The following is a 21,539-nucleotide window of genomic DNA, read 5'->3' on the forward strand; positions in this document are numbered from 1 at the left end:
AGACGATTGGGGCGGCGATATGAAACTTAAATTTAAACAACAAGAATTTCAAAATGATGCGGTTAAAAGCGTTATTGATTTATTTAAAGGCCAACCACGACGGAATTCTTCTATTTTCTTGCATTCAGAACAAGGACAATTAGCGTTAAATGAATTTGGTTGTGGTAATCAATTATTAATTAGTGATGAAAGCATATTAGCAAATTTACAAGAGGTGCAACAGAACAATAAACTCTTGGCGAGTAAGACGCTAGAGCAAAAGCAGTTTTCTATTGAGATGGAAACGGGAACAGGCAAAACTTATGTTTATAGCAAGACGATTTTTGAGTTAAATCAACGCTATGGCTTTACCAAATTTATTATTGTTGTACCAAGTGTTGCTATTCGCGAAGGGGTATATAAATCACTTCAGGTAACAAGGGAGCATTTTCAAACAGAGTTTGATAATCTGCCCTATCGTTATTTTATTTATAATTCAAAAGATCTTTCGCAAATTCGCCAATTTGCAAGCTCTACCAATATTGAAATTATGATTATCAATATTGATGCATTTAAAAAAGCAGAAAATATTATCAACCTTCCGCAAGATAGACTGAATGGCGAAAGTGCTATGCGTTATATCCAAGATACAAATCCGATTGTGATCATAGATGAACCGCAATCGGTGGATAATACAGCAAAAGCGAAGGAGGCTATTGCGAGCCTTAACCCGCTTTGTGTTTTCCGCTATAGTGCCACGCATAAAGATGAGATTAATCTTTTATATCGTTTAACACCTGTTGATGCTTATCAAAAAGGACTGGTAAAGCAAATTTGTGTTTCTTCTAATCAGATAGAGCAAGATTTTAACCGTCCCTATATTGCCTTGAAATCCGTATCACACAAACATGGCTTTAAGGCGCGCTTAGAGTTGGATATTGCGGGAAAGAATGGCACTGTGAGCCGCAAAACAGTTACAGTGAGACAAGGCGATGATCTGTATCGCGTTACGGGCGGGCGTGAGCTTTATAGGGGTTATATTGTTTCGGGTATCAATTGCATGGCGGGGGATGAAGCCGTTGAGTTTTCTGATACTGAAATTGTCAAGTTTGGCCACGCGCTTGGTGATGTGAATATAGTAGAGCTTAAACGCGCGCAAATTTATCGCACTATAGAAACACATTTAGATAAAGAATTGCGGCTTGCGCCTTTAGGGATTAAAGTTTTATCACTTTTTTTTATTGATGAGGTGGCTAAATATCGTAGCAATGATGAAGAGCCAGCACTTTATGAGCGTATGTTTGAAGAATGTTATGAAGAGCTGTTGGCGAAAAAGAAATATACCTCCTTGCGAACTGAGTTTGCGCAAAATGTTCGAAACGTACACGGCGGTTATTTCTCGCAAGACAAGAAAGGCGTGTATAAGGATACAAAGGGCGACAGCCAAGCTGATGATGACACTTATAACACGATTATGCGCGATAAGGAGTGGTTATTATCTTTTGCATGCCCCTTGCGTTTTATCTTTTCGCATTCGGCATTAAGAGAAGGCTGGGATAATCCGAATGTGTTTCAAGTGTGTATGTTGATTGAGCAAAAATCGAATTTTACCGCGCGGCAAAAGATTGGTCGCGGTTTGCGTTTGTGTGTAAACCAACAAGGTGAGCGGGTGGAAGATAAAGATATAAATGTGCTGCATGTCATGGTGAATGAAAGCTTTGCTGAGTTTGTGAGTACATTGCAAAAAGAATTAGAGGCGGATATTGGTTATAAATTTGGTACATTGCAGATGGAGGAGTTGGTTGGCCGTATTTATGAAGATGTAAAATATGCAGCCGCTAAAGTGGAAGTGCCACAAGCACAAAAAATTATTAAAACGCTTGTTGCAAAAGATTTGATTGACGAGGCGGGTGTCGTTAAAGTAGATCAGGATTTAGTGGCGAGCGAATTTGAAGCTATAGGGGCGGAGGAAATGCCACGCGAATTGCGTCAAGAAATTATGAAAAAAATTGATTCAGGCGCACTTATTAATGTTGAGACGCTGCAAGATCTGATTTATATGACAGCTGTGACGGAAACAAAAATTCTGTCTTCGCAAGAGGCTGCTGATATATTGGTTGAGTTGCGTGAAAAAGCCTTGCTTACATCAGCAGGAAAAATCACAGATACATTAAAAGCGCAATGGGCGACTGGGGCGTTGGATTTAAGTGAACGTTTTAGTAAAGGGCAAAAGCAGGCTGTGCTGCAGGCGCTAGAAGCGAGCCAAGCCATGCCGATTATTCGTAATGCTGCGCGCGAGGTGCGGGTTAAGCTTAAAAAGCAAACAGTGGCTTCGCCCGAGTTTTTGTCCTTGTGGGAGAAGATCAATAAAAAAACCACTTATCGTGCAAAGCTTGATCGTACAGAGTTTGTTGCCAAAGCAGTGGATTCAGTGAAAAAAATGGCGCCAGTTGCGCCCGCGCATTTGGTTTATCAAACAGCAGAGATAGAACTGGATAGTGCTGGTGTGACCTACGAAGAGCAGTTATTAAAGCAGAGTACGCTTGATTATAGTTTGTGTGCACTGCCGAACATTGTACATTATCTGACCTTAAAGTTGAAATTAACCGCAAAGACAATTATTGGTATTTTTACAAAGAGTGGTCGTGAGCATGAGTTTGTGAAAAATCCACAAGCTTTTTTAGAGCGCATAGAAGAAATACTCAATAAAACCCATGTTAATCTTACAATTGATGGCATTAAATATTTAAAGCTGGTCGGGAAAGAATATAGTGTGCAAGAGCTTTTTACCAGTGAAGAACTTGTGGCAAATTTAGAGCGTACAGCTGTTGTGAGTGAGAAGAGTGTGTATGATCATGTGGTTTATGAAAGCAGTGTGGAGAAAGAGTTTGCACAAAGTCTTGAAAATGATCCTGAAGTCAGATTGTTTTTTAAACTGCCAAGAAGTTTTAAAATAGCCACTCCCATTGGTTCTTATACGCCTGATTGGGCGGTCTTTTTAGAGCGGGATGGCGAACAAAAGCTTTACTTTGTGCTGGAAACAAAAGGGGCAAACAGCGAGTTTGATTTGCGCCTTAAAGAAATGCTGAAAATTAAATGCGGCAAAGCGCATTTTGCTGCACTGCAAACGAGCGTTGCATTTAACGACCAGCCGGTGACAAATTGGCGTGAATATAAGCGTACTTTGCCCGAAGCGGCGCATGAGTTTCCAAGTGCTGCGGTGGTTGTTGCAGAATGATTGGTGCATGAAATACTTAACGTGAGCGCGGGGAGGACAGCCAAACTTTTTATATCAAGATAATAAATTGACAAAAGGTGGCTACAAAGTAGCTATAATCCACACTTCTAATATAGGAGGTAAAGTTATGAAAACTAAAAATATGTATAAACAACTGAAAAAATCAAATTAAGCGGGGTGATGTTACTGTGCTCAAAGCCCGAGCAAGTGAGCAGAAAATGGCTGCTCGAAGCTCCCTTCTGAATTGAGGTTTTAGAATATATAAAGCTGGCAGCTTTATAGCCTTTGGATATATTAATGACGATAGATTATGAAGTTAAAAAGTTGCTCTATGGCTGTGCGGCAATGAGTGGGGTTCGGCTGATTACAGGTTCCTTCCATGCTTTTTTTTTCTTGTCTATGGGCGTTAGCATAACACAGTTAGCTTTATTGCAAATTGTGTTTAGCGTAGCTATTTGTATTTTTGAAGTGCCTTGTGGGATTTTAGGAGATAAAATCGGCGTTAAACAAAATGTTATCTTATCATGTTTCTTTTTTTCGCTCTTCTTCTTTTTATGTATCTACGCGCCTAATCTTTCTGTCTTAATTCCGGCAGAAATTATTTATGCTTTAGGCTTTGCTTTATGTTCTGGCGCTGATAGCACATGGATTAAAGGCTTAATCGACGGCGGTGGTTACAAGGATAGTTTGATCTACCACCAAGTAAACGCCTATAAGCGGGAACTAACGGCATTCATGAATACGGTTGCTGGTGCGCTAGGTGTTCTTATTGTTTTGTGTATGGATAATTATCAGTCGGCATATTATTTTTGTTCTTTCGGATTTCTCGTACTTGTATTCTTGTTTAGTCGGGTGACGGGGATAGGTATTGCATCCGTTTCGGATAGTCAGCCAATAGACTCAGGTTCTTTGTTGCATGCAACAGAAGCTTTTGCTTATTTAGTTACCTCAAAAATCGGGTTATATTATATATTGATATGTGGTTTTATTGTTGCCGCATTGCAGCCAATATTTCATTTTTGGCAACCTTTTATTTTGGGACAAACAGGAGTATTAGACAATGCAACAGGAAAGACTAAAATTCTTATTCTTGGCCTGTGCTTTGTGTCTTATACTCTCGTAAAATACTTATTTAATCGCTTTGTAATTAAATATCTTATGCAAAAATACGCTCCTATGGCGATAACTTTGTACTCACTAGTCCTGAGTGCTGTTGTTATGCTTGCTCTGCTTCTCGTTGCAAACAGTTGGGCCCCCATTATTTTATTCACCGTATTTCACAGTTTTTTTTCTGTCCCCGTAACGCAGTTTGAAGCAGAATTTTTTAAACATATTCAACAAAAGAATGCAAATACGGTTTTATCCATTGTTAGTTTTCTTGCACGTATTTTTGGTATTTTAGCGCTTGTGCTGATTGGTTGGTTGGCGAACAATGTTTGTATAGAAGCAGCTTTTTGTTTCACCTTGCTTTGTATATGTTTAATTATCCCGCTTAATTTGGCCTGGCTTTATACTGATAAAAAGTTAATAAAAGACGAGAAGGTTTGAAAGTGAAGATACTGTTAAATAGGAACTTGCCTATGACTTACATAAAGACACAGGAAAAAATAGTGTGTGGGTCATCTTATATGGATTGAGTCGAAATTAATAGCTGTCCATCGTTTTTAGTAGAGATACTTACCGATTTGAATGCGCCAAATGATTGTGCGGCTATTAGCCAGAAATATCGCGAACGAGCATATCAAGAAGCTTGTGATATTGATGTTTTGCTAAATAGTGGGCGCGTATTAGATTTTGCAAAAAACGCAAGCTTTTTTAGAGTGCGCGGAGGAAATCCTCGATAAAGCGTATGTCAATTTTACTATTGCTGGTATTAAATATTTAAAACTAGCTGGCCAAGACTATAGTGTGCAAGAATGTTTTGCAAGTAGCTAACTTTTGGCGAATTTAGAGCGTACAGCTCTGGTGAGTGAGAAGAGTGTATATGATCATGTGGTTTATAATTGAGAAAGAATTTGCGCAAAATTAATGATAATGCCTCCGAAGTAAAATTATTTTTTTAATTGCCAAGGAGCTTTAAAATCATGACGCTCATAGGCTCTTACACGCCGGATTTTGGGGTGTTTAAGAGTGAGAAGGCGCGCAAAAGCTTTATTTTGTACTGGAAACAAAAGGAACGAATAGCGAGTTTGATTTGTGCCTTAAAGAAATGCTGAAGATTAAATGCGGCAAGGCGCATTTTATCGCCCTTGAGACTGGTGTGGTGTTTGACGAGGCTCTGGTAATGAGTTGGCGCGATTCTAAGCGGGGGATGGTGGTAGAGAAAGTGGGGGGCTGTGGTAGGAGCGGGCGGCACGAATGACGCTGTCTTTAGTTGCGTACCGCCAAGCTAATTTTGTGCTTTGCGAAATTCGCCAAGGCTTTTGGACGTACCCCGTTTACCGCGTAATAAAATCTTATGAATATCATGCAGAAGGCGCGCAGAAATGGGTGATTGCGTGTCTAGCTTCCCAATGCCGTAATTAAGTACAGCCACATAATGAGATAGCTCTTCAATATCATCAGTCACACTGATACTTTTTCTTTATTTTCAAACAATAATAGGTCAGATGGTAACGATTATGTCCTTTCTATCTGAGAAAAGAGTAGCACCGCTTGCGTATATGCACGAGTAAAAGTCAATCAACATTGGTCTGAGGTAAAACCGCCAATTATTTCTAATACACCTAAGGATTTCATAGCTTGCTCTAACGGTTTATATAAAGCCGCCCTTTTAAAAGGTGAATTGGGTGGTAAATTTATTGGGATATAGGCTTTATGAATCTCTTGAACTAAGCTTTCTACTATGCAGGTCCTAAGGCGTGATTGCATATATGGTCGCATCTGTTGCTGCGTTTTGTAGACAGAGATCTTAAATTAGGAAAGGAGGGCTGCTCTTTTAATTACAAAGGAAGAATACGGCGCGTAAGTGCAGCAAAATGTATTTTGAGGAGCAGTAAAGGGGTGAGGCATTTGATGTCCAGCGGGTGACAGATTAATTGGAGTATAAGTGGGTATTGCTAGGGCGGAGTTTTTAGTTAAGAATTGTGCTCCGTACGCTATAAGCTCTCTGCATCCTTCATATAGGCGTTGAGATCATCGCCCAATGCAACGTAAAAGGGGCTATTTTGCCTTTAACGCTTGTTTAGCTGCTTCCATTATTGCCTCTGGCTCTATTAGCCATTACGGTTATAATTTCCTCGTCCAAAGAACAGGTCAATCGATTGCGTAATAGGGTATGTGTGCCTTTTTTGACCGTGTCTTTTTTAAAAGGCAGCTGTTACCTCGTGGCAGGGTTGGGTGTGTCTATATGATCAGCCTGCCAAAGAAATGGAAGCGTTATCGCGATAGCCACCAATAGTAGTCCAGCGATAAAGGCGGCAGCAAACTGCAATGATATAAAAGAACCAAGGACGCCGACCAAAAAGCTTCCGACCGGCATTCCAGCATAGCCGATCACCCGAAAAGCAGAATTAGCTCGCCCGAGAAGTTGTTTTGGTGTGAGGCGCTGCCTGAAGGCGGTAACACCAATAAACCATAAGCTTGCTCCAACGCCAGCGATAAAGGTGACGCCCCATACGACGACAGCACTTTTTGAAAAGGCTGGAACCAGCAGCAAGATAACCGTCCCTAAACCGTCAGTGAGAACAGCTAGGCGCACCGGTGCATAGCGTATATGTGGTGCAAATAGGGCACCTGCCATTGTACCAAGCGCGTAGGCTGCAAACATCACGCCATATTGGCTGCTATGTAGGCCCAGATACCGACCGTCGGTAACGAAGAAGATGAACGAGGTTAGGAATGCTCCAAATACTACCGATAGAAAGAATGTGAGTAATGTAAGGGAGGTAAGATGCCGATTTGAAAAAATGAAACGAAAGCCGGCAATGATATAACGGAAAGTGATGTTTTCTTTATCAGGTGTTGGCGATGTCGGAACAGCACGGCGAGCGGTAAAAATCAATGTGATAAAAAGCACGATTAAAAGGCCAAGAAATAGCAGTGTGCTATGCGCTAAAATGCTGCTTGTTATGACAGGGGCAAGAAAATAGGAGACCCCGAAATCTAAAAACAAGACAATAGAGTAGAAGGTCATCAATCGCTCTCCCTCCATGATAAGTGGTGGAATCGTCATTATATAAGCTTCGGCAGAAACGACGATGAATCCAGCAATGGTTGCATAGAAGAAAATTTGTTCGGCTGGAGCAATCTGTATCATGAGCAGTACGAACAGGACAATATGCAGTAGCATGAAGATGAAGAGAGCCGAGGTGGCAAGTTTTATTTTGTCGCAGCGATCAAGTAAAATGCCTGCAAGGATGCCGAAAATTGGCCACGCTAATGAAAAGAGACCTTGCGCCCAACTTACTCCGACTACGCCATATCCAGATTGTCTTGCTAATAGCGGGATGGCAGTGCGCAAAGCACCGCTGAGTAAGGCGAGCAGACTAACGGTTAGGCAAAAATAGCGTATGTTCTTATTGGCAAAAAGCGTGAACATTCTTTTCTCCTTAAGATGCCACACAGGTTTCCGCTGGTCCATCAAGTACGGCGGTTGTATTCAGCATATTTGCGACATAGCCGTCCAAGATATTCCTATCTGCCTGAGGTAGAAGAAAATACATAAGGTTGGAATACCATTGCCAACCACGCTGAGTCAGCTGGAGATCGTTATCACTTTCTGCGATGAGACCTGCACCTATGAGCTGTTGTAGGTTATTGTAAACGAAAGAGGGGAGTGCGGTCCAGTCAATTCTTTCTTTTTTGGCATAACCGTTATAAGGTAGCCTCATACACAAAGCCTTGGAGGCTTGTTGCTCCGCTGATACCCAATTGTAGTATACTTTGGATTTGCCTTTAAGTTGTATGTCGGTAATGTATCCGCTTCGACTGGGATTGGCTCGTGTGACGAGTGAGCCGAGAACCGACAGTGCTGACGCTCCGAATCCAACCACATAATCGTCATGATAACCATGCAAATATTTGTGATAGCGGAAATAATTAGCTGAACTCGTTTTAGCGAGCGTTAGAGGAGTGTTATTGGCAATTTTGATATAGGAATGTCCATTACACGGCGCATAGCCGCAGCTGCGCATAACGATGTCGCTAAATAAGCGGAGCATCTGTCGATGCTGTAGGCTGGATGGCTTTAGCCCTTTTTGTGCGTAAGACTTATGCAGTTGCGACGTGATAGCCAGATTGTTGATTGCATAGAGGTTGATGGTTTCAGGATGAAGCTCGCTGGCTTGCTTCAAATCGTATAATAGTTCTTCGGCTTGCTGGCTGTGCATGCCAATAGTAGGTCGAAACCGACATGTCCAATTATCTCTTGTGACCAAGCCACGGTATTGTTGATTTGTTCACGTGTTGAGGTGAGGTTAAACAATGATCGGAAACGCTCAATGAAACTCTGTATACCGAAGCTGATCCGGTTAACGCCGATCTCACGGGCAGCATAAAGTTTATCACGTGTGACGCTCTTCGGTTCGCTTTCCGGTGTAAACTCGGTTAAGGAAGAGAGCTCAAATTCGGCATGCAATACTTTTCCGATGTGTCGGATATTATCTGCGGACAAAAGCGACGGTGTGCCGCCCCCTATATAGATGCTGCGGATGAACCCTCTAAGCAAGCGAATGAAATTTCCTTTGGTTCTGATCTCTGTGGTGAGCGCTGACATATAAGATTCGATTTGCTTAACGTGCTTGTAGGCCCCTTTCTGAAAGGGACAGAAGGAACAGATGGTTTCGCAAAAGGGAATATGCAAATAAAGAGAAATGGTACGCGCTTGTGGAATCTGCTTACTTTGCGCTAGTTTATTAAAGTCTATGTAATCGTAAAATTCATTTGAAATAGTGCGAAATAACGGATATGTGAAGTTGTAAATCGGCTTGAGTTGATCGAACTTCACAAAAGGATGATCCACGAGTTGCATAGCTTACCTCCCCCAATTTCTTAACTTGCACTATATTATTGACGGGCGACTGGTGATCCAATCACCCGAGTGTATTACCAAAGATTTTCACGGAACATAATGAATCCTCCTTTTGTAGAAGTTATATGTATAATACATATAACTTATTATATGAACAGGCTCGCTTGTTTAAGAGGCAATCTAAAGATAAAAATATAAAAGAACTTTCTCTTGCAGCCTTATGGTCTGATATTGTAATTGGTATCCTGTTTTACGTGGTCGGGCTATGAATGCCTAGGGCGAGAAAAAGCAGGGTATTTTAATGGACGTGCGGGGCATCATTGTTATGTTGCTGGGACTTGGAATTTGCGTCTGATTATGAAATATCATTAGCGCAAAAAGATGGTTTTAAAGGTAGAGATATATTTTTTAATACCCCTGTAAAACTTCGAGAAGAGATAGAATTATCTATTAGAAAACATATAAATGTCCAGTGTGATAATATTATCGAATTACATGACATCATCACTCTTGCCCGCCATTTTGACATATTGCCTAAAATCTCATTGAGATTGTGCCATGTACTGGCAAACGGGGATAGATCGCGTTTTGGTATGACTGCGGCGGAGTTACTTGCCGCATTATCTTTGCTAGAATCCAATAGGATTAGGCTTAATGGGGTGCCTTTGCATGTGGGCTCTCATTTGAATTCGACTGAGTTAATAGTATCCACCTTAACTAAGGCTGGAAAGGATATTTACGCATTGAAGGATCAAAAAAGTTTTATCAGTCTAGGCGGGGGATATCCGACTTCCACAGCGTTCTGCGATGCCGTGACGGTCAATGACGAATACCCTCGTAAAATTTATGAGGCATTATCACAATTGGGTTGTGATTTATATAAGCTTACGGTAATTATTGAACCTAGGCGTATTATATCTGAAGATCATGGTTATTTATTTTCAAATATTAGCTCTATAAAAGAGCAGAATGGTACGAACTTAATTACAATCTGGGCTCTGGGGATGTGTACTCAATCTACACAGTATCACTAGATCATAAGTCAAAGTATGTGAAAGCAACTGATACAAAAAAGATTTTACGATGGTGGAAGATCGACGATGAAAGACGTTAGTTCAAAGGAACTTGATATTATTGTGTTCTCATATCCTGATTTTTTGGCTTTTTAGATATAAATAACAAACCTCCTAGTGGGCTGGAGACTATCAAATGTTGGATCCCGCATGGCGCAATTAGCAAAAAATCCTATCTATTGGATTTGGTATGCTCTACTGTATTTTCAGCCCTAAATATTGTGTGCGAAGTGCAATGTCAAGCGGTGGGAATTGATATAAGTGCAGAGTCTATAAGTATCCGCTCAGAACAAGGTTGATAGCTCTATTATGCAGGGGATGGTTAAGTTTCATGTCGGAAATGCTAAGCGTATGTCTTGTCCTGAAAATACATTTACGCATATTACGGCGGGGTGAGTGTTTGTAAGCACTAGCTGTAAAGGCTACTCACCATCCTAGAGTGTTTACTTCTATGTGGATAACAATAGAGTTACAAAACTTGCTTCATATTAAAAGAAAAGTTTCTTTTCTTTTAATTAAGCATTACTACAACCAAAAGGAAATTAAATATCTCGCCTTTATTATTCTCGCCAATGTTTGCTTATATATGATTATTTGAATCGGAATTAGGTTACGTACAATATGGTATTTCTCGCTGTTTTATATAAGAAGAAGGTTCGCACCGATGTATCGCGTGCAATATCAACTTTTTCACTATGGTGATAGGATAGCTTGTTGAGCGTAAAGTTCTTTTACCTTGATAGATCTTATAGTATTCTTCAAAAATATCAGTTGATAATTTTTTTTCGTGTCGTTTATGCAGGGGCTGATACTATAAGAATAGAACTTGATTGTTTGTAAAGTTGGTATGTTATGGCTGTAAAAAATGGTAAACAAACGAAAAGTAAAAATTTTAAACCTGTCTCTCGTTTTCTCAAAAGTTTACGTGGTGTGCGCAATTGGGAACAAGTTTCACAATGGCTTGCTTTCCGTAAGGTAGAGGATATTGAATGTATTACGCCTGATCAAGCAGGGGTACCACGGGGCAAGATGATGCTTTCTAAAAAATTTACATCGGAAACATCATTGGCATTGCCTTCAGCAGTTTTTATGGCAACAATTTCAGGGGATTATCCTGAAGATGGTCATGGTTTTGAATATCCTAAAGCAGATGGTGATTTACGCCTTGAGCCTGATCTTTCTACGTTAAGCATTGTTCCATGGGAAGATGCTCCCACAGCACAGGTGATTTGTGATCTTGTGTATCAAAATGGTCAGGTTGTGGATTACACACCACGCAATGTTTTACGAACGGTAGTTCATTTTTACACAAAAATGGGTTTAAGCCCTGTTGTTTCACCAGAAATTGAGTTTTATTTGGTACAAAAAAATCCCGATCCTGATTATCCGTTAGTTCCACCGGTTGGTCGTTCTGGGCGTTCAATTGGTGGTGGACAGGGGTATTCCATTGCCGGTGTGAATGAATTTGATGATTTGATTGATGATATTTATCATTTTTCAGAGGCACAAGGATTGGAAATTGATACCCTCATTCATGAAGAAGGAGCAGGTCAGTTTGAAATCAATTTACGTCATGGTGATCCTATTGAATTAGCGGATCAAGTTTTTATGTTTAAACGAACAATTCGTGAAGCTGCACTAAAACATAATATGTATGCAACTTTTATGGCAAAACCCATTCAAGGGCAGCCGGGTTCTGCTATGCATATTCACCAATCGGTTGTTGATAAGAAAACCGGTATGAATATTTTTACACAGGAAAATGGTGAAGAAAGTATCTGTTTTCGCCATTTTATTGGTGGATTGCAAAAACATATGCCAGGGGTACTTGTGATGCTTGCGCCTTATGTGAATTCTTATCGACGTCTTGTCCCTGATAATTCGGCTCCTGTTAATTTGAGATGGGGATATGATAATCGTACTACAGCTTTTCGAGTTCCCCGTTCTGCTCCTCAAGCGCGGCGTGTTGAGAATAGACTTCCTTCATCAGATGCGAATCCCTATTTAGCCCTTGCAGCTTCTCTAGCGTGTGGTCTTATTGGTTTGCAACAAAAAATTGAGCCGGATGAGCCAGCAACAAATAATGTAAACGCTGATAATATTGAGTTACCGCGTGGACTCATTGAGGCAGTCAATTTGTTTGAACAAGATACAGCGATACGTGCTATTTTAGGGGATGTGTTTGTCAGTACTTATGCTGCAATCAAACGACAAGAGTTTGAAACTTTCATGGAAGTAATTAGTCCGTGGGAGCGTGAATATCTTCTGCTGAATGTTTAAATTTTATGACGATGATTGATTATAATTCAATTTCTCCAGGAATTTCTTGGTATGAAGATACTTTAAAAGAACGTCCCTCTTATCCTTCTTTTTGTGAAAACAGACAGTGTGATGTGGTCATTATTGGAGGCGGATTTACGGGTCTGTCGGCTGCTTATCATTTAGTCAAGGCTGGAGTAGATGTTGTTTTATTTGAAGCATCACGTTTTGGTGATGGTGCTTCAGGGCGCAATGGTGGACAGCTGGGAACAGGGCAACGGCAATGGGTAGAAACATTAGAAAAAAAGTATGGTTTTGAGCGAAGTAAGGCTCTGTTTGATTTAGCAGAAGAAGCTAAAAGAGATATTTTATCTTTATGCGCGATGCCTAATTGTTCGTGTGATTTGATAGGAGGACAGCTTTCTGTGACACATAAAAGGCGTGAGCTTCTCTCTTATCAACGGCATATTGAGGTGATGCAGCGTTATGGCTATCATGCGCTTACTTTTATGGATAGGGCAGAAACATCTAGGCGACTTGGATCGTCTTTTTATTGTGGTGGTATTTATGATGCGGATACCGGCCATATAAATCCCTTAAAATTGATTATTGGATTGGCAAAAAAAGCTAAAGATGTTGGTGCTAAGCTTTATGAGAAGTCACAAGTAACGACCGTAAGGCGCACGGGAGCCCATTGGAAAGTGATAACAGAAAAAGGCAGTGTAACAGCAGAGCATGTGTTACTTGCAACAAATGGGTATAAACTTGGTCTGGAGCGTTTTATTGAAAAAAATATTGTTTCTATTCGTTCTTATATTGGAGCAACGGACCCATTACCAAAGCACAGTTCAATTCTCGCAGGCGGGGAATCGGTTGATGATTCCCGTTTTATGGTTCGCTATTTTCGCAAAAGCGTTGATAATCGTCTCTTATTTGGTGGCGTAGAAAGTTATGATAATAAACATCCTTTAAATTTAGATGAACGTATAAAACGGCAAATTGCTGAAGTTTATCCTCAATTACACTCTATCAATTTAAGCCATTGTTGGGGAGCAACGGTTGCCATTACAATTGAGCGCATGCCCTATGTTCGACAACTTTTCTCAAGGATGACTTATTGTGGTGGTTATTCAGGGCATGGCGTTATGCTGGCTCCTTTCATAGGAAAATTATACGCAGAATGGTTGACTGGAAAATATGAACGTTTTTCCTATTTCCAAGACTTGAAGATTTCATCTTTTCCGGGGGGAAGAGTTTTGCGTTATCCGCTTATATTTTTAGCAATGCGTTGGTTTTCTTTAATGGATCGTTTTTGATGGAAACATTGCTTGAAATGAAGCAAATTAATGGCTTCTTTAGTATCTGTTTGCTTTAATGAGCGAAGCTTTTATAAGTGATATGGGATTTCATAATCGAATAGAAAAATAAACAAGTTCATGGTACATAAAATTATTCCAGTTTCTTCTTTTGATTGTATTGTTTTTGGTGGCAATGGTGATTTGGCGTCGCGCAAGCTTTTGCCGGCTTTGTATCATTGTCAGTGTGTTGGTCAATTCAGTGAGCCAACACGTATTATTGGGGCTTCCCGCACTCCCTTAAGTCATGAAGAATATCAAAATTTTGTCCGCACTTCTTTAGAAAAACATATCCATCCAAAAGATCTCAATTCAACAGAACTCAATCGTTTTCTTGCACGTTTAAGCTATGTTTCTGTTGATGCTTCCTCAAATCGAGGGTGGGAGGATTTAGCTCTCCTTCTGTCACGAGATTCAGCGAATATTCGAGCTTTTTATTTGGCTGTTAGTTCGTCACTTTTTGCTGATATTGCGATGAAGTTGGGAAAAAATGATTTGGTGACACCACAAACACGGATTATCATTGAAAAACCAATTGGTTGCGATGTAAAAACAGCTGTTTCACTTAATGATGCATTTGCAAGCGTCTTTAATGAAGAGCAGATCTTTCGTATTGATCATTATCTTGGGAAGGAAACTGTTCAAAATTTAATGGCATTGCGGTTTGTTAATACACTTTATGAACCGCTATGGAACTCCAACTATATTGATCATGTTCAAATAACCGTTGCTGAATCTTTAGGGTTAGAGGGGCGTACAGAATATTATGAAAGCACTGGTGCTCTACGGGATATGGTCCAAAACCATATGCTGCAATTACTTTGTTTGGTTGCGATGGAAATACCATTTACCAACAGTGCTAATGCTGTGCGCGATGAAAAACTTAAAATTTTACATTCTTTAACACCGCTTGATGTACATAATGTAGGACAGCATACTGTACGTGGGCAGTATCTTTCTGGTCTATCAAATGGTATATCTGTAGAGTCTTATTTCGATGATCTGGGAAGAGTGAGTAAGAGTGAAACATTTGTAGCGCTTAAGGTTAAGATTGATAACTGGCGTTGGGCTAATACGCCTTTTTATTTACGAACAGGTAAGCGCATGTTCACGCGAATGTCTGAAATTGTTGTGGTTTTTAAACCTATTCCTCATAATATTTTTAATGTGGATTTAGATGAAATTTTTTCTAATCGGCTTGTGATTCGTCTCCAACCTGATGAGGGTGTGAAACAATGGTTGATGATTAAGGATCCAAGTTACGGCGGTATGCGGTTTCGTCACATTCCATTAGATATGAGTTTTGCTTCCGCATTTTCTGAACGTAATCCTGATGCTTATGAACGTTTATTAATGGATGTTATTCGTGGAGATCAAACGCTGTTTATGCGTCGTGATGAAGTTGAGGCTGCTTGGCGTTGGATTGATCCAATCATTAAGGGATGGGAAGCAATAAAACAGCCGTTTCACAGTTATAGCGCTGGTTCGTGGGGGCCATCTGCTTCGACGATTCTCATGGAACGTGATGGGCGTATATGGAACAATTTAGTTTAGAGCAATAAGTATGTATAGAATGAATATTGACCGTTTAGATTTTGAAACCCCTCAGACTTTAGCCTTGGCATTAGCAGATCGAGTAGCCGCAGAACTTAGTGTATCTGTTCTTGAGCGTAAGAGAGCAGTTTTAGCGGTGTCTGGTGGTAAAACACCAGAATTGTTTTTTCATTATTTGTCAAAAGCGGATATTGATTGGCAAAATATCATTATCACTTTGGTCGATGAACGTTTCGTTCCTACACACGATGAACGTTCAAATGAGCATATGGTACGGTGTCATTTGTTACAAAATTTTGCCGAAAAAGCGCGTTTTGTAGGGCTTTATCATAAAGCGATTACTGCTGAACTTGCTGCTTTTTCAGCGGCGAGTCGTATTAATACTTTGCCTAAACCCTTTGATGTTGTTGTTTTAGGAATGGGGGGTGATGGACATACGGCTTCTTTTTTTCCTGATGCTGATCGTTTAAAGCAAGCGCTTGATCTGCGAACACAAGCACTTGTTCTGCCCCTTCATGCTAAGAGTGCTGTTGAGCCAAGACTCTCACTAACTTTGCCAGTTATTATGCAGTCTCGTTGTATTATTCTCCATATCGAAGGTTTTCAGAAACGCGATTGTTTTGAAAAAGCTTGTCAGGATGGATCTGAAATAGAAATGCCTATTCGGGCAGTTTTGCGTAATTCCCCTCATCTTGTGCAGGTTTATTGGTCGCCTGCAGATAATGAAATAAGTGAATTAGAATATGAGAGACAAGGTGAATAAAAACGTAATCTCTCTCAATGAATGAGGGGAAGCAACAATGAAAGAGGGAGGGGAATATGGCACTTTCCAAGACAATTGCCACAGTTACACGAAGGATTTATGAACGTTCTCGATCAACACGAGAAATTTACTTAGATCGTATTACGAAAGCACAAGTTCATCGCCCCAAACGAAGTTTTTTAGGATGTGCCAATCAGGCTCATGGTTTTGCTGCTTGTGGTGCAATAGATAAAGAGCGTTTGAAGGGAAATATCGTTGGGAATATTGGCATTATCACGGCATATAACGATTTACTTTCAGCTCATCAACCTTTTGAAAAATTTCCTCACTTAATTAAAGAGTCGGCCCGTATGGTTGGTGGTGTTGCACAGGTTGCAGGTGGTGTTCCCGCGATGTGCGATGGTGTTACGCAGGGAAATGCGGGGATGGAGCTTTCCCTTTTTTCGCGTGAAGTAATTGCAATGGCGACAGCTATAAGCTTATCACACGATGTCTTTGATGCAGCATTGTATCTTGGGGTGTGTGATAAAATTGTACCAGGTTTATTGATTGGTGCACTAACATTTGGTCATTTACCAGGAATTTTTATACCAGCTGGTCCTATGACAAGTGGTCAAGGTAATGATGAAAAAGCGAAGATACGTCAACTTTACGCGGAAAATAAAATAGATCGCCAAACACTTCTAGCATCAGAAGCACGTTCTTATCATGGACCAGGAACATGTACATTTTATGGAACAGCTAACTCTAATCAGGTGATACTGGAGATGATGGGGCTTCATATGCCGGGAGCTTCTTTTGTTAATGCGAATACACCGTTGCGTGATGCTTTAACAAAAGAAGCCACGAAACGTGTACTTGAAATGACAGATCTTGGTGATCATTATAGGCCACTTGGTATGATCATTGATGAGCGTTCTTTTGTAAATGCCATTGTAGGATTAAATGCAACAGGAGGTTCTACCAATCATACGATTCATTTGATTGCTATAGCTGCTGTTTGCGGTATTAAATTGACATGGCATGATATTGCAGAAATTTCATCCGCTGTGCCTCTTTTAGCGCGCATTTATCCTAATGGTTTAGCGGATATCAATCATTTTTATGCTGCTGGGGGGATGGGATTTATTATTCGCGAGCTTATCGAGGCAGGTTTAGTACATGAAGATGTTTCTACGGTTTTTGGTAAAGATCTCACTGCTTATGCAATTGAAGCAAAGCTTTCTGCTGATGGTCATGTGGTGCGTGAAGCGGCTCTCAAGGAAAGTGGTGATCATAAGGTGTTAGCAGGGTGGAGAAAGCCATTTCAGCCTGACGGTGGTCTTCGTGTTTTATCGGGAGATTTGGGAACAGCTATTATAAAAGTTTCCTCTGTTAAACCAGAGTATTGGCAGATTAAAGCACCAGTCTTTGTTTTTAATGATCAAGAGGAACTACAAAAATCTTTTAAATCTGGAGTGTTGTATGATAAAGATTTTATCGCCGTCATTCGCTATCAAGGACCAAAAGCCAATGGTATGCCAGAGCTTCATAAATTAACGACCATTTTAGGCGTTTTACAAGATCGCGGTCAAAAGGTAGCATTGATAACCGATGGGCGTATGTCAGGGGCGTCAGGAAAAATTCCTGCTGCCATTCATGTGACACCGGAAGCAATGGATAATGGCCCCATTGCACGTTTGCAGGATGGTGATATTGTTTTTCTTGATGCTCATGAGGGTAAACTAACTATTTTGGAGGATTTAGCAAAATTTAACGCGCGAAAAATCATACCTCCTGATCTTTCAAAAAACGAACATGGTGTTGGACGCGAACTTTTTCATGTTTTTCGTCAATCCGTTAATCGTGCAGATCAAGGGGCATCTGTTTTTATGACATGAAAAATGCAAAAATAAACAAGCTTAATCATGTACAATAAAACCATATACAAGGAATTGTTACAATTCTTAGAATTTTGGTATAGGCAGATTGTGTGATCGCGCGGCGGCTTTGAGTGTATTAACCATAAGCATGGCAATTGTCATTGGTCCAACGCCTCCTGGAACAGGGGTAATCGCAGCAGCTTTTTCTTTTACGTTTTCAAAATCGACATCACCAACAAGACGTGTTTTCCCTACACCTTTTTCTGGTGCAGCAACGCGGTTAATACCAACATCAATAACAATTGCACCATTTTTTATCCAGTCTTTTTTAATCATTTGTGGGCGGCCTACAGCTGCGACTAAAATATCAGCGCTTCGACACACATCATCAAGGTCACGGGTACGACTATGGGCAATTGTCACAGTGGCATTGGCTGCTGTTAAAAGGGCAGCCATAGGTTTTCCAACAATATTAGAGCGTCCAACAACGACAGCATCAAGTCCAGATAAATCTTGCCCACAGTGTCGTTCAATCATCATCATGGCACCAGCTGGTGTGCAGGGAATAATCGCATCTTCAAGTGCATTTGCCGCGAGTTTTCCTACATTAATATAATGAAAACCATCAACATCTTTTTGGAAAGCAACGGCTTGTGTTATGCGATTTGTATTCATATGAGCAGGGAGAGGCAACTGTACCAAAATACCATGAATTTTTGGATCAGAATTTAATGTTGCAATAAGTTGAAGGAGTTCTTTTTCTTGCGTTTCTTTAGAAACGACATGTTTGATTGAAAGAAACCCACATTCTTCGGCTTTTTTATTTTTTGAGGTGACATATACTTGACTTGCGGGATCATCTCCAACGATAATAACAGCGATACTAGGTTGTATATTATAGTGATGGCGGAGCTTTATTGTTTCGGCCTTAACTTTCGCAATAATCTCTTCAGCAAGTTTTTTTCCATCGATAATATTATTCATTCAGAGATCCTTTCGGTAAGGCTGTTTGTTTTTTTGTAAAGCATTTTCTAATAATACGATAGAGTTTTATAGCAATATTCATGTGAGAACAGTAAGAATGGTTTTATAATGTTGTGGATTTATAGTTTTGAAGACTTTTAAATAATTGCTTTATAAAGAAGCAGCAACATTGCTGTTTGAATAAATTTTGGATAAAGAACAAAAATAATGAAGATACAAAGTGGATATAGTGAATTATAGGGTTATAAAAACTTTTTATAATCATTTAAGTTTGTTTTTAATCTGTTATAGGGGGGGATAAATATAGAGGGATATTGTGCGCATCAGAATAATAAAATTTTTGAGCGGAATTTTTATTACAATTATCTTTTTATTTGGAGTGGGGATTCTCGTTTTACCTTATCTTATCTCTACAGATGCGATTCGTATTCGTTTAGCGCAGGATTTGAGTGTATGGACCGGTTACAATGTGCAATTGCGTGATCCACCGCGGTTACATCTTTTTCCTTATCCTAAAGCATTTCTTTCTGGCGTTACTTTAACATCAAAAATGGATGATGTTGCGCCATTAATGGAAGCTGAATCAATAGAAGTTGATCTTTCTGTCGTCGATCTTCTTTGGGGACATGTTTCTTTTTCAGAGACGCGGATTATGCGTCCTCAATTTGTTATGGAAAAGCCTGTTAAAACAATAGCAGATTTTTTTGATCGGTTTTCTCGCTCACAAGGTGCATTAGGGTTGGCAATACGCAATACGCGTGAAATATTAAAACATAATCCTGAACATCCAGAGATAGAGCACCTTTTAAAACAACCTTTTGGGCGGATTGTCATTAAAAATGGTGTTCTTGTGTATCACGATAGTTTTTCGGGAATGGCAGAAAAAATAACAGGATTAAATGCGACTTTACATTGGCCGGAATCGACTCAGGAAGTACGGTTACGTGCAGATGCGCGTTGGCGCGGAGAATTTACAAAGTTATCAATTGATGCTTCTCAAGCATTGCTGCTTCTTGCAGGAGGAAAAAGTCATATTAGGGCAAGTCTCAATTCTGTACGTGGGGGAATAACTTTTACAGGAAAGGCTCGGTTATCTGAATATTATATTTTTGACGGAAAAGTATCGATGCGTTCTCCGGGATGGAATCAGACATTGTCTTGGGTTGGTGGAAATCAGTTTTGGGGACATAAATTTAAAATACCCATTGTATGGGAATCTCATTTTTTAGCGCAGCCAATGCATATTCAAATGAACAATGTTACATTTACGATGGGGAAAGCCAATGCGCGAGGAGCTTTAAAACTCGATTTTCAAGATTATGTACCAAATGTTATGGGCTCGTTAGCCTTTGATAACCTAGATCTTAGCCTCTTGGGTTCAATGTTTTTTTCAGGTAAAAAGAAAAATTCCTTCTTTGATATGACAATTTTTGATCGTATTGGCGTGGATATACGACTTTCTGCGCCACAAGCTAAAATAGGAAATATTTCCCTCACAAATTTAGCTGCTGCAATACAAATAAGAAATGGGCATGGTATTTTTGATCTTGGACATGCGAATATTTTTGGTGGATCCGTGCAAAGTAATATTGAAGTTACGCCAGCTGGACAGAAAGTGCGTATAGGAGGAAATATTTCAGGTGCTTCTATTGATATGCAGGAGACTTTAGAAACCTTGGGATTGATTCCATTTATACAAAGCAAAACGAATTTTACTGCAACGATACGAACACTTGCTGATTCTTGGCGAGAAATTTTTACGCAAATGCAGGGTGAATTAACACTGAAGATGTCTTCTGGTCGGCTCTTAGGATATGATTTGAATGAATTACAAACAAGACTTTTAAATAAACAACAATTTCTTTTAATGACTAATGATACTTTTTCAACAACATTTGATCACTGGGATATTCAGACAAGCTTTTCAGAAGGTATGATGAAGGTGACAGAGTCATTAATGCGTACAGCAGACTTGAGCTTATCCATCCAAGGAACCGTTGCAACTGATATCGCGCAAGGGAAGCAGAATGAATTGATATTACAGGCACAACTACGCAAAAACTATAGATCAGAAACTTTATGTAAAGATGTCCAATGTCTCGCTAATAGCCTTGCATGGCCTTTTACATTTTCTCTACGCTCTAAAGGGCAAAACCATGGTAATTTTTGGGTTACAAAAGACATTGACGCAGATTGAGAATTGTTTTTTATCTATATAGCACTCTATCTTATAATAGTAATTCGTCTTTTTGCAACTTAAAATTGTCTTTTAATTTAAATCAGAGGTCCCACTCTATCGGAAGATTTTCTCATTTTAAATCCGTTCGTGGTGAAGCAGTAAAAATCGTTCTCTCCGTCATAAGTGTGGTTGATATAGATAAATGATTGAAGAGAGGAATAAAAATCCTTCTTATGGAATCTTTCAAATACAAGAAATTCATAATATTGATGCAAATCTTATAAAAGTTTCTAAAAAACATTAAATTTTTAAGGGGGATGTC

Annotated in this window: 15 protein-coding genes and 1 pseudogene; 11 read left to right on the plus strand and 5 right to left on the minus strand. The window is 39.8% G+C overall.

Features of this window, described 5'->3' with window-relative positions; translation table 11 throughout:
* Positions 1 to 19: 19 nt before the first annotated feature.
* The 3 genes and pseudogenes from ACFIKY_RS00145 (at position 20) to ACFIKY_RS00155 (ending at position 5,579) form a co-directional block, all read left to right on the plus strand.
* Positions 20 to 3,217, plus strand: a complete 3,198-nt coding sequence (locus ACFIKY_RS00145; protein WP_375661265.1) for a DEAD/DEAH box helicase family protein — start codon at positions 20 to 22, stop codon at positions 3,215 to 3,217.
* 297 nt (positions 3,218 to 3,514) lie between these two features.
* Complete coding sequence (locus tag ACFIKY_RS00150) at positions 3,515 to 4,765, plus strand: MFS transporter (RefSeq protein ID WP_375635806.1); 1,251 nt, start codon at positions 3,515 to 3,517, stop codon at positions 4,763 to 4,765.
* Positions 4,766 to 5,280: 515 nt separating this feature from the next.
* Positions 5,281 to 5,579 (plus strand): annotated as a pseudogene (locus ACFIKY_RS00155) (hypothetical protein).
* A gap of 27 nt (positions 5,580 to 5,606) precedes the next feature.
* Here the strand turns inward: ACFIKY_RS00155 and ACFIKY_RS00160 are convergent.
* Positions 5,607 to 5,786 carry a hypothetical protein gene (locus ACFIKY_RS00160; protein ID WP_375628256.1) on the minus strand — a complete coding sequence of 60 codons (180 nt, stop codon included), beginning with the start codon at positions 5,784 to 5,786 and terminating at the stop codon, positions 5,607 to 5,609.
* A gap of 576 nt (positions 5,787 to 6,362) precedes the next feature.
* On the opposite strand from ACFIKY_RS00160, the gene ACFIKY_RS00165 reads away from it, so the two are divergent.
* The gene (locus ACFIKY_RS00165; RefSeq protein ID WP_274532013.1) at positions 6,363 to 6,488 is read left to right on the plus strand and encodes a hypothetical protein; all 126 of its coding nucleotides are present in this window, start codon (positions 6,363 to 6,365) and stop codon (positions 6,486 to 6,488) included.
* Positions 6,489 to 6,536: 48 nt separating this feature from the next.
* Here the strand turns inward: ACFIKY_RS00165 and ACFIKY_RS00170 are convergent, their stop codons facing one another.
* From ACFIKY_RS00170 to ACFIKY_RS00180, 3 genes are read right to left on the minus strand one after another with little or no spacing between them, the layout of a single operon-like run.
* Positions 6,537 to 7,757 (minus strand): MFS transporter, encoded by a 1,221-nt coding sequence (locus ACFIKY_RS00170; protein WP_375661266.1) that lies wholly within the window; start codon positions 7,755 to 7,757, stop codon positions 6,537 to 6,539.
* 10 nt (positions 7,758 to 7,767) lie between these two features.
* On the minus strand, positions 7,768 to 8,511 hold the full coding sequence (locus ACFIKY_RS00175) for a hypothetical protein (protein WP_375661267.1): 744 nt from the start codon (positions 8,509 to 8,511) through the stop codon (positions 7,768 to 7,770).
* Positions 8,508 to 9,188, minus strand: coding sequence for a radical SAM protein (locus tag ACFIKY_RS00180; RefSeq protein WP_375661268.1), 681 nt, complete (start codon positions 9,186 to 9,188; stop codon positions 8,508 to 8,510). The genes ACFIKY_RS00175 and ACFIKY_RS00180 overlap by 4 nt, the downstream gene beginning before the upstream one ends.
* Before the next feature lie 338 nt (positions 9,189 to 9,526).
* On the opposite strand from ACFIKY_RS00180, the gene ACFIKY_RS00185 reads away from it, so the two are divergent.
* The 6 genes from ACFIKY_RS00185 to edd all read left to right on the plus strand — a co-directional run bounded on the left by ACFIKY_RS00185 (position 9,527) and on the right by edd (position 18,072).
* Positions 9,527 to 10,222, plus strand: a complete 696-nt coding sequence (locus ACFIKY_RS00185; protein ID WP_375661269.1) for a hypothetical protein — start codon at positions 9,527 to 9,529, stop codon at positions 10,220 to 10,222.
* 891 nt (positions 10,223 to 11,113) lie between these two features.
* On the plus strand, positions 11,114 to 12,541 hold the full coding sequence (locus tag ACFIKY_RS00190; protein ID WP_375635802.1) for a glutamine synthetase family protein: 1,428 nt from the start codon (positions 11,114 to 11,116) through the stop codon (positions 12,539 to 12,541).
* Between the two features lie 11 nt (positions 12,542 to 12,552).
* Entirely contained in the window at positions 12,553 to 13,836 is a 1,284-nt protein-coding gene (locus ACFIKY_RS00195) for an NAD(P)/FAD-dependent oxidoreductase (RefSeq protein WP_375656040.1), read from the plus strand.
* 120 nt (positions 13,837 to 13,956) lie between these two features.
* Positions 13,957 to 15,429, plus strand: a complete 1,473-nt coding sequence (gene zwf / locus ACFIKY_RS00200) for a glucose-6-phosphate dehydrogenase (protein WP_375652829.1) — start codon at positions 13,957 to 13,959, stop codon at positions 15,427 to 15,429.
* A gap of 10 nt (positions 15,430 to 15,439) precedes the next feature.
* On the plus strand, positions 15,440 to 16,192 hold the full coding sequence (gene pgl / locus ACFIKY_RS00205) for a 6-phosphogluconolactonase (protein WP_012754781.1): 753 nt from the start codon (positions 15,440 to 15,442) through the stop codon (positions 16,190 to 16,192).
* Between the two features lie 56 nt (positions 16,193 to 16,248).
* Positions 16,249 to 18,072 carry a phosphogluconate dehydratase gene (gene edd, locus ACFIKY_RS00210; protein WP_375661270.1) on the plus strand — a complete coding sequence of 608 codons (1,824 nt, stop codon included), beginning with the start codon at positions 16,249 to 16,251 and terminating at the stop codon, positions 18,070 to 18,072.
* 66 nt (positions 18,073 to 18,138) lie between these two features.
* Here the strand turns inward: edd and folD are convergent, their stop codons facing one another.
* Entirely contained in the window at positions 18,139 to 19,038 is a 900-nt protein-coding gene (folD, locus tag ACFIKY_RS00215) for a bifunctional methylenetetrahydrofolate dehydrogenase/methenyltetrahydrofolate cyclohydrolase FolD (RefSeq protein WP_375635799.1), read from the minus strand.
* Between the two features lie 316 nt (positions 19,039 to 19,354).
* Between folD and ACFIKY_RS00220 the strand changes: the two genes are divergently transcribed.
* Positions 19,355 to 21,235 (plus strand): AsmA family protein, encoded by a 1,881-nt coding sequence (locus ACFIKY_RS00220; RefSeq protein ID WP_375635798.1) that lies wholly within the window; start codon positions 19,355 to 19,357, stop codon positions 21,233 to 21,235.
* Positions 21,236 to 21,539 lie beyond the last annotated feature (304 nt).

Source organism: Bartonella sp. CR127HXZ (assembly GCF_042194555.1).
Taxonomy (GTDB): Bacteria; Pseudomonadota; Alphaproteobacteria; order Rhizobiales; family Rhizobiaceae; genus Bartonella; species Bartonella grahamii.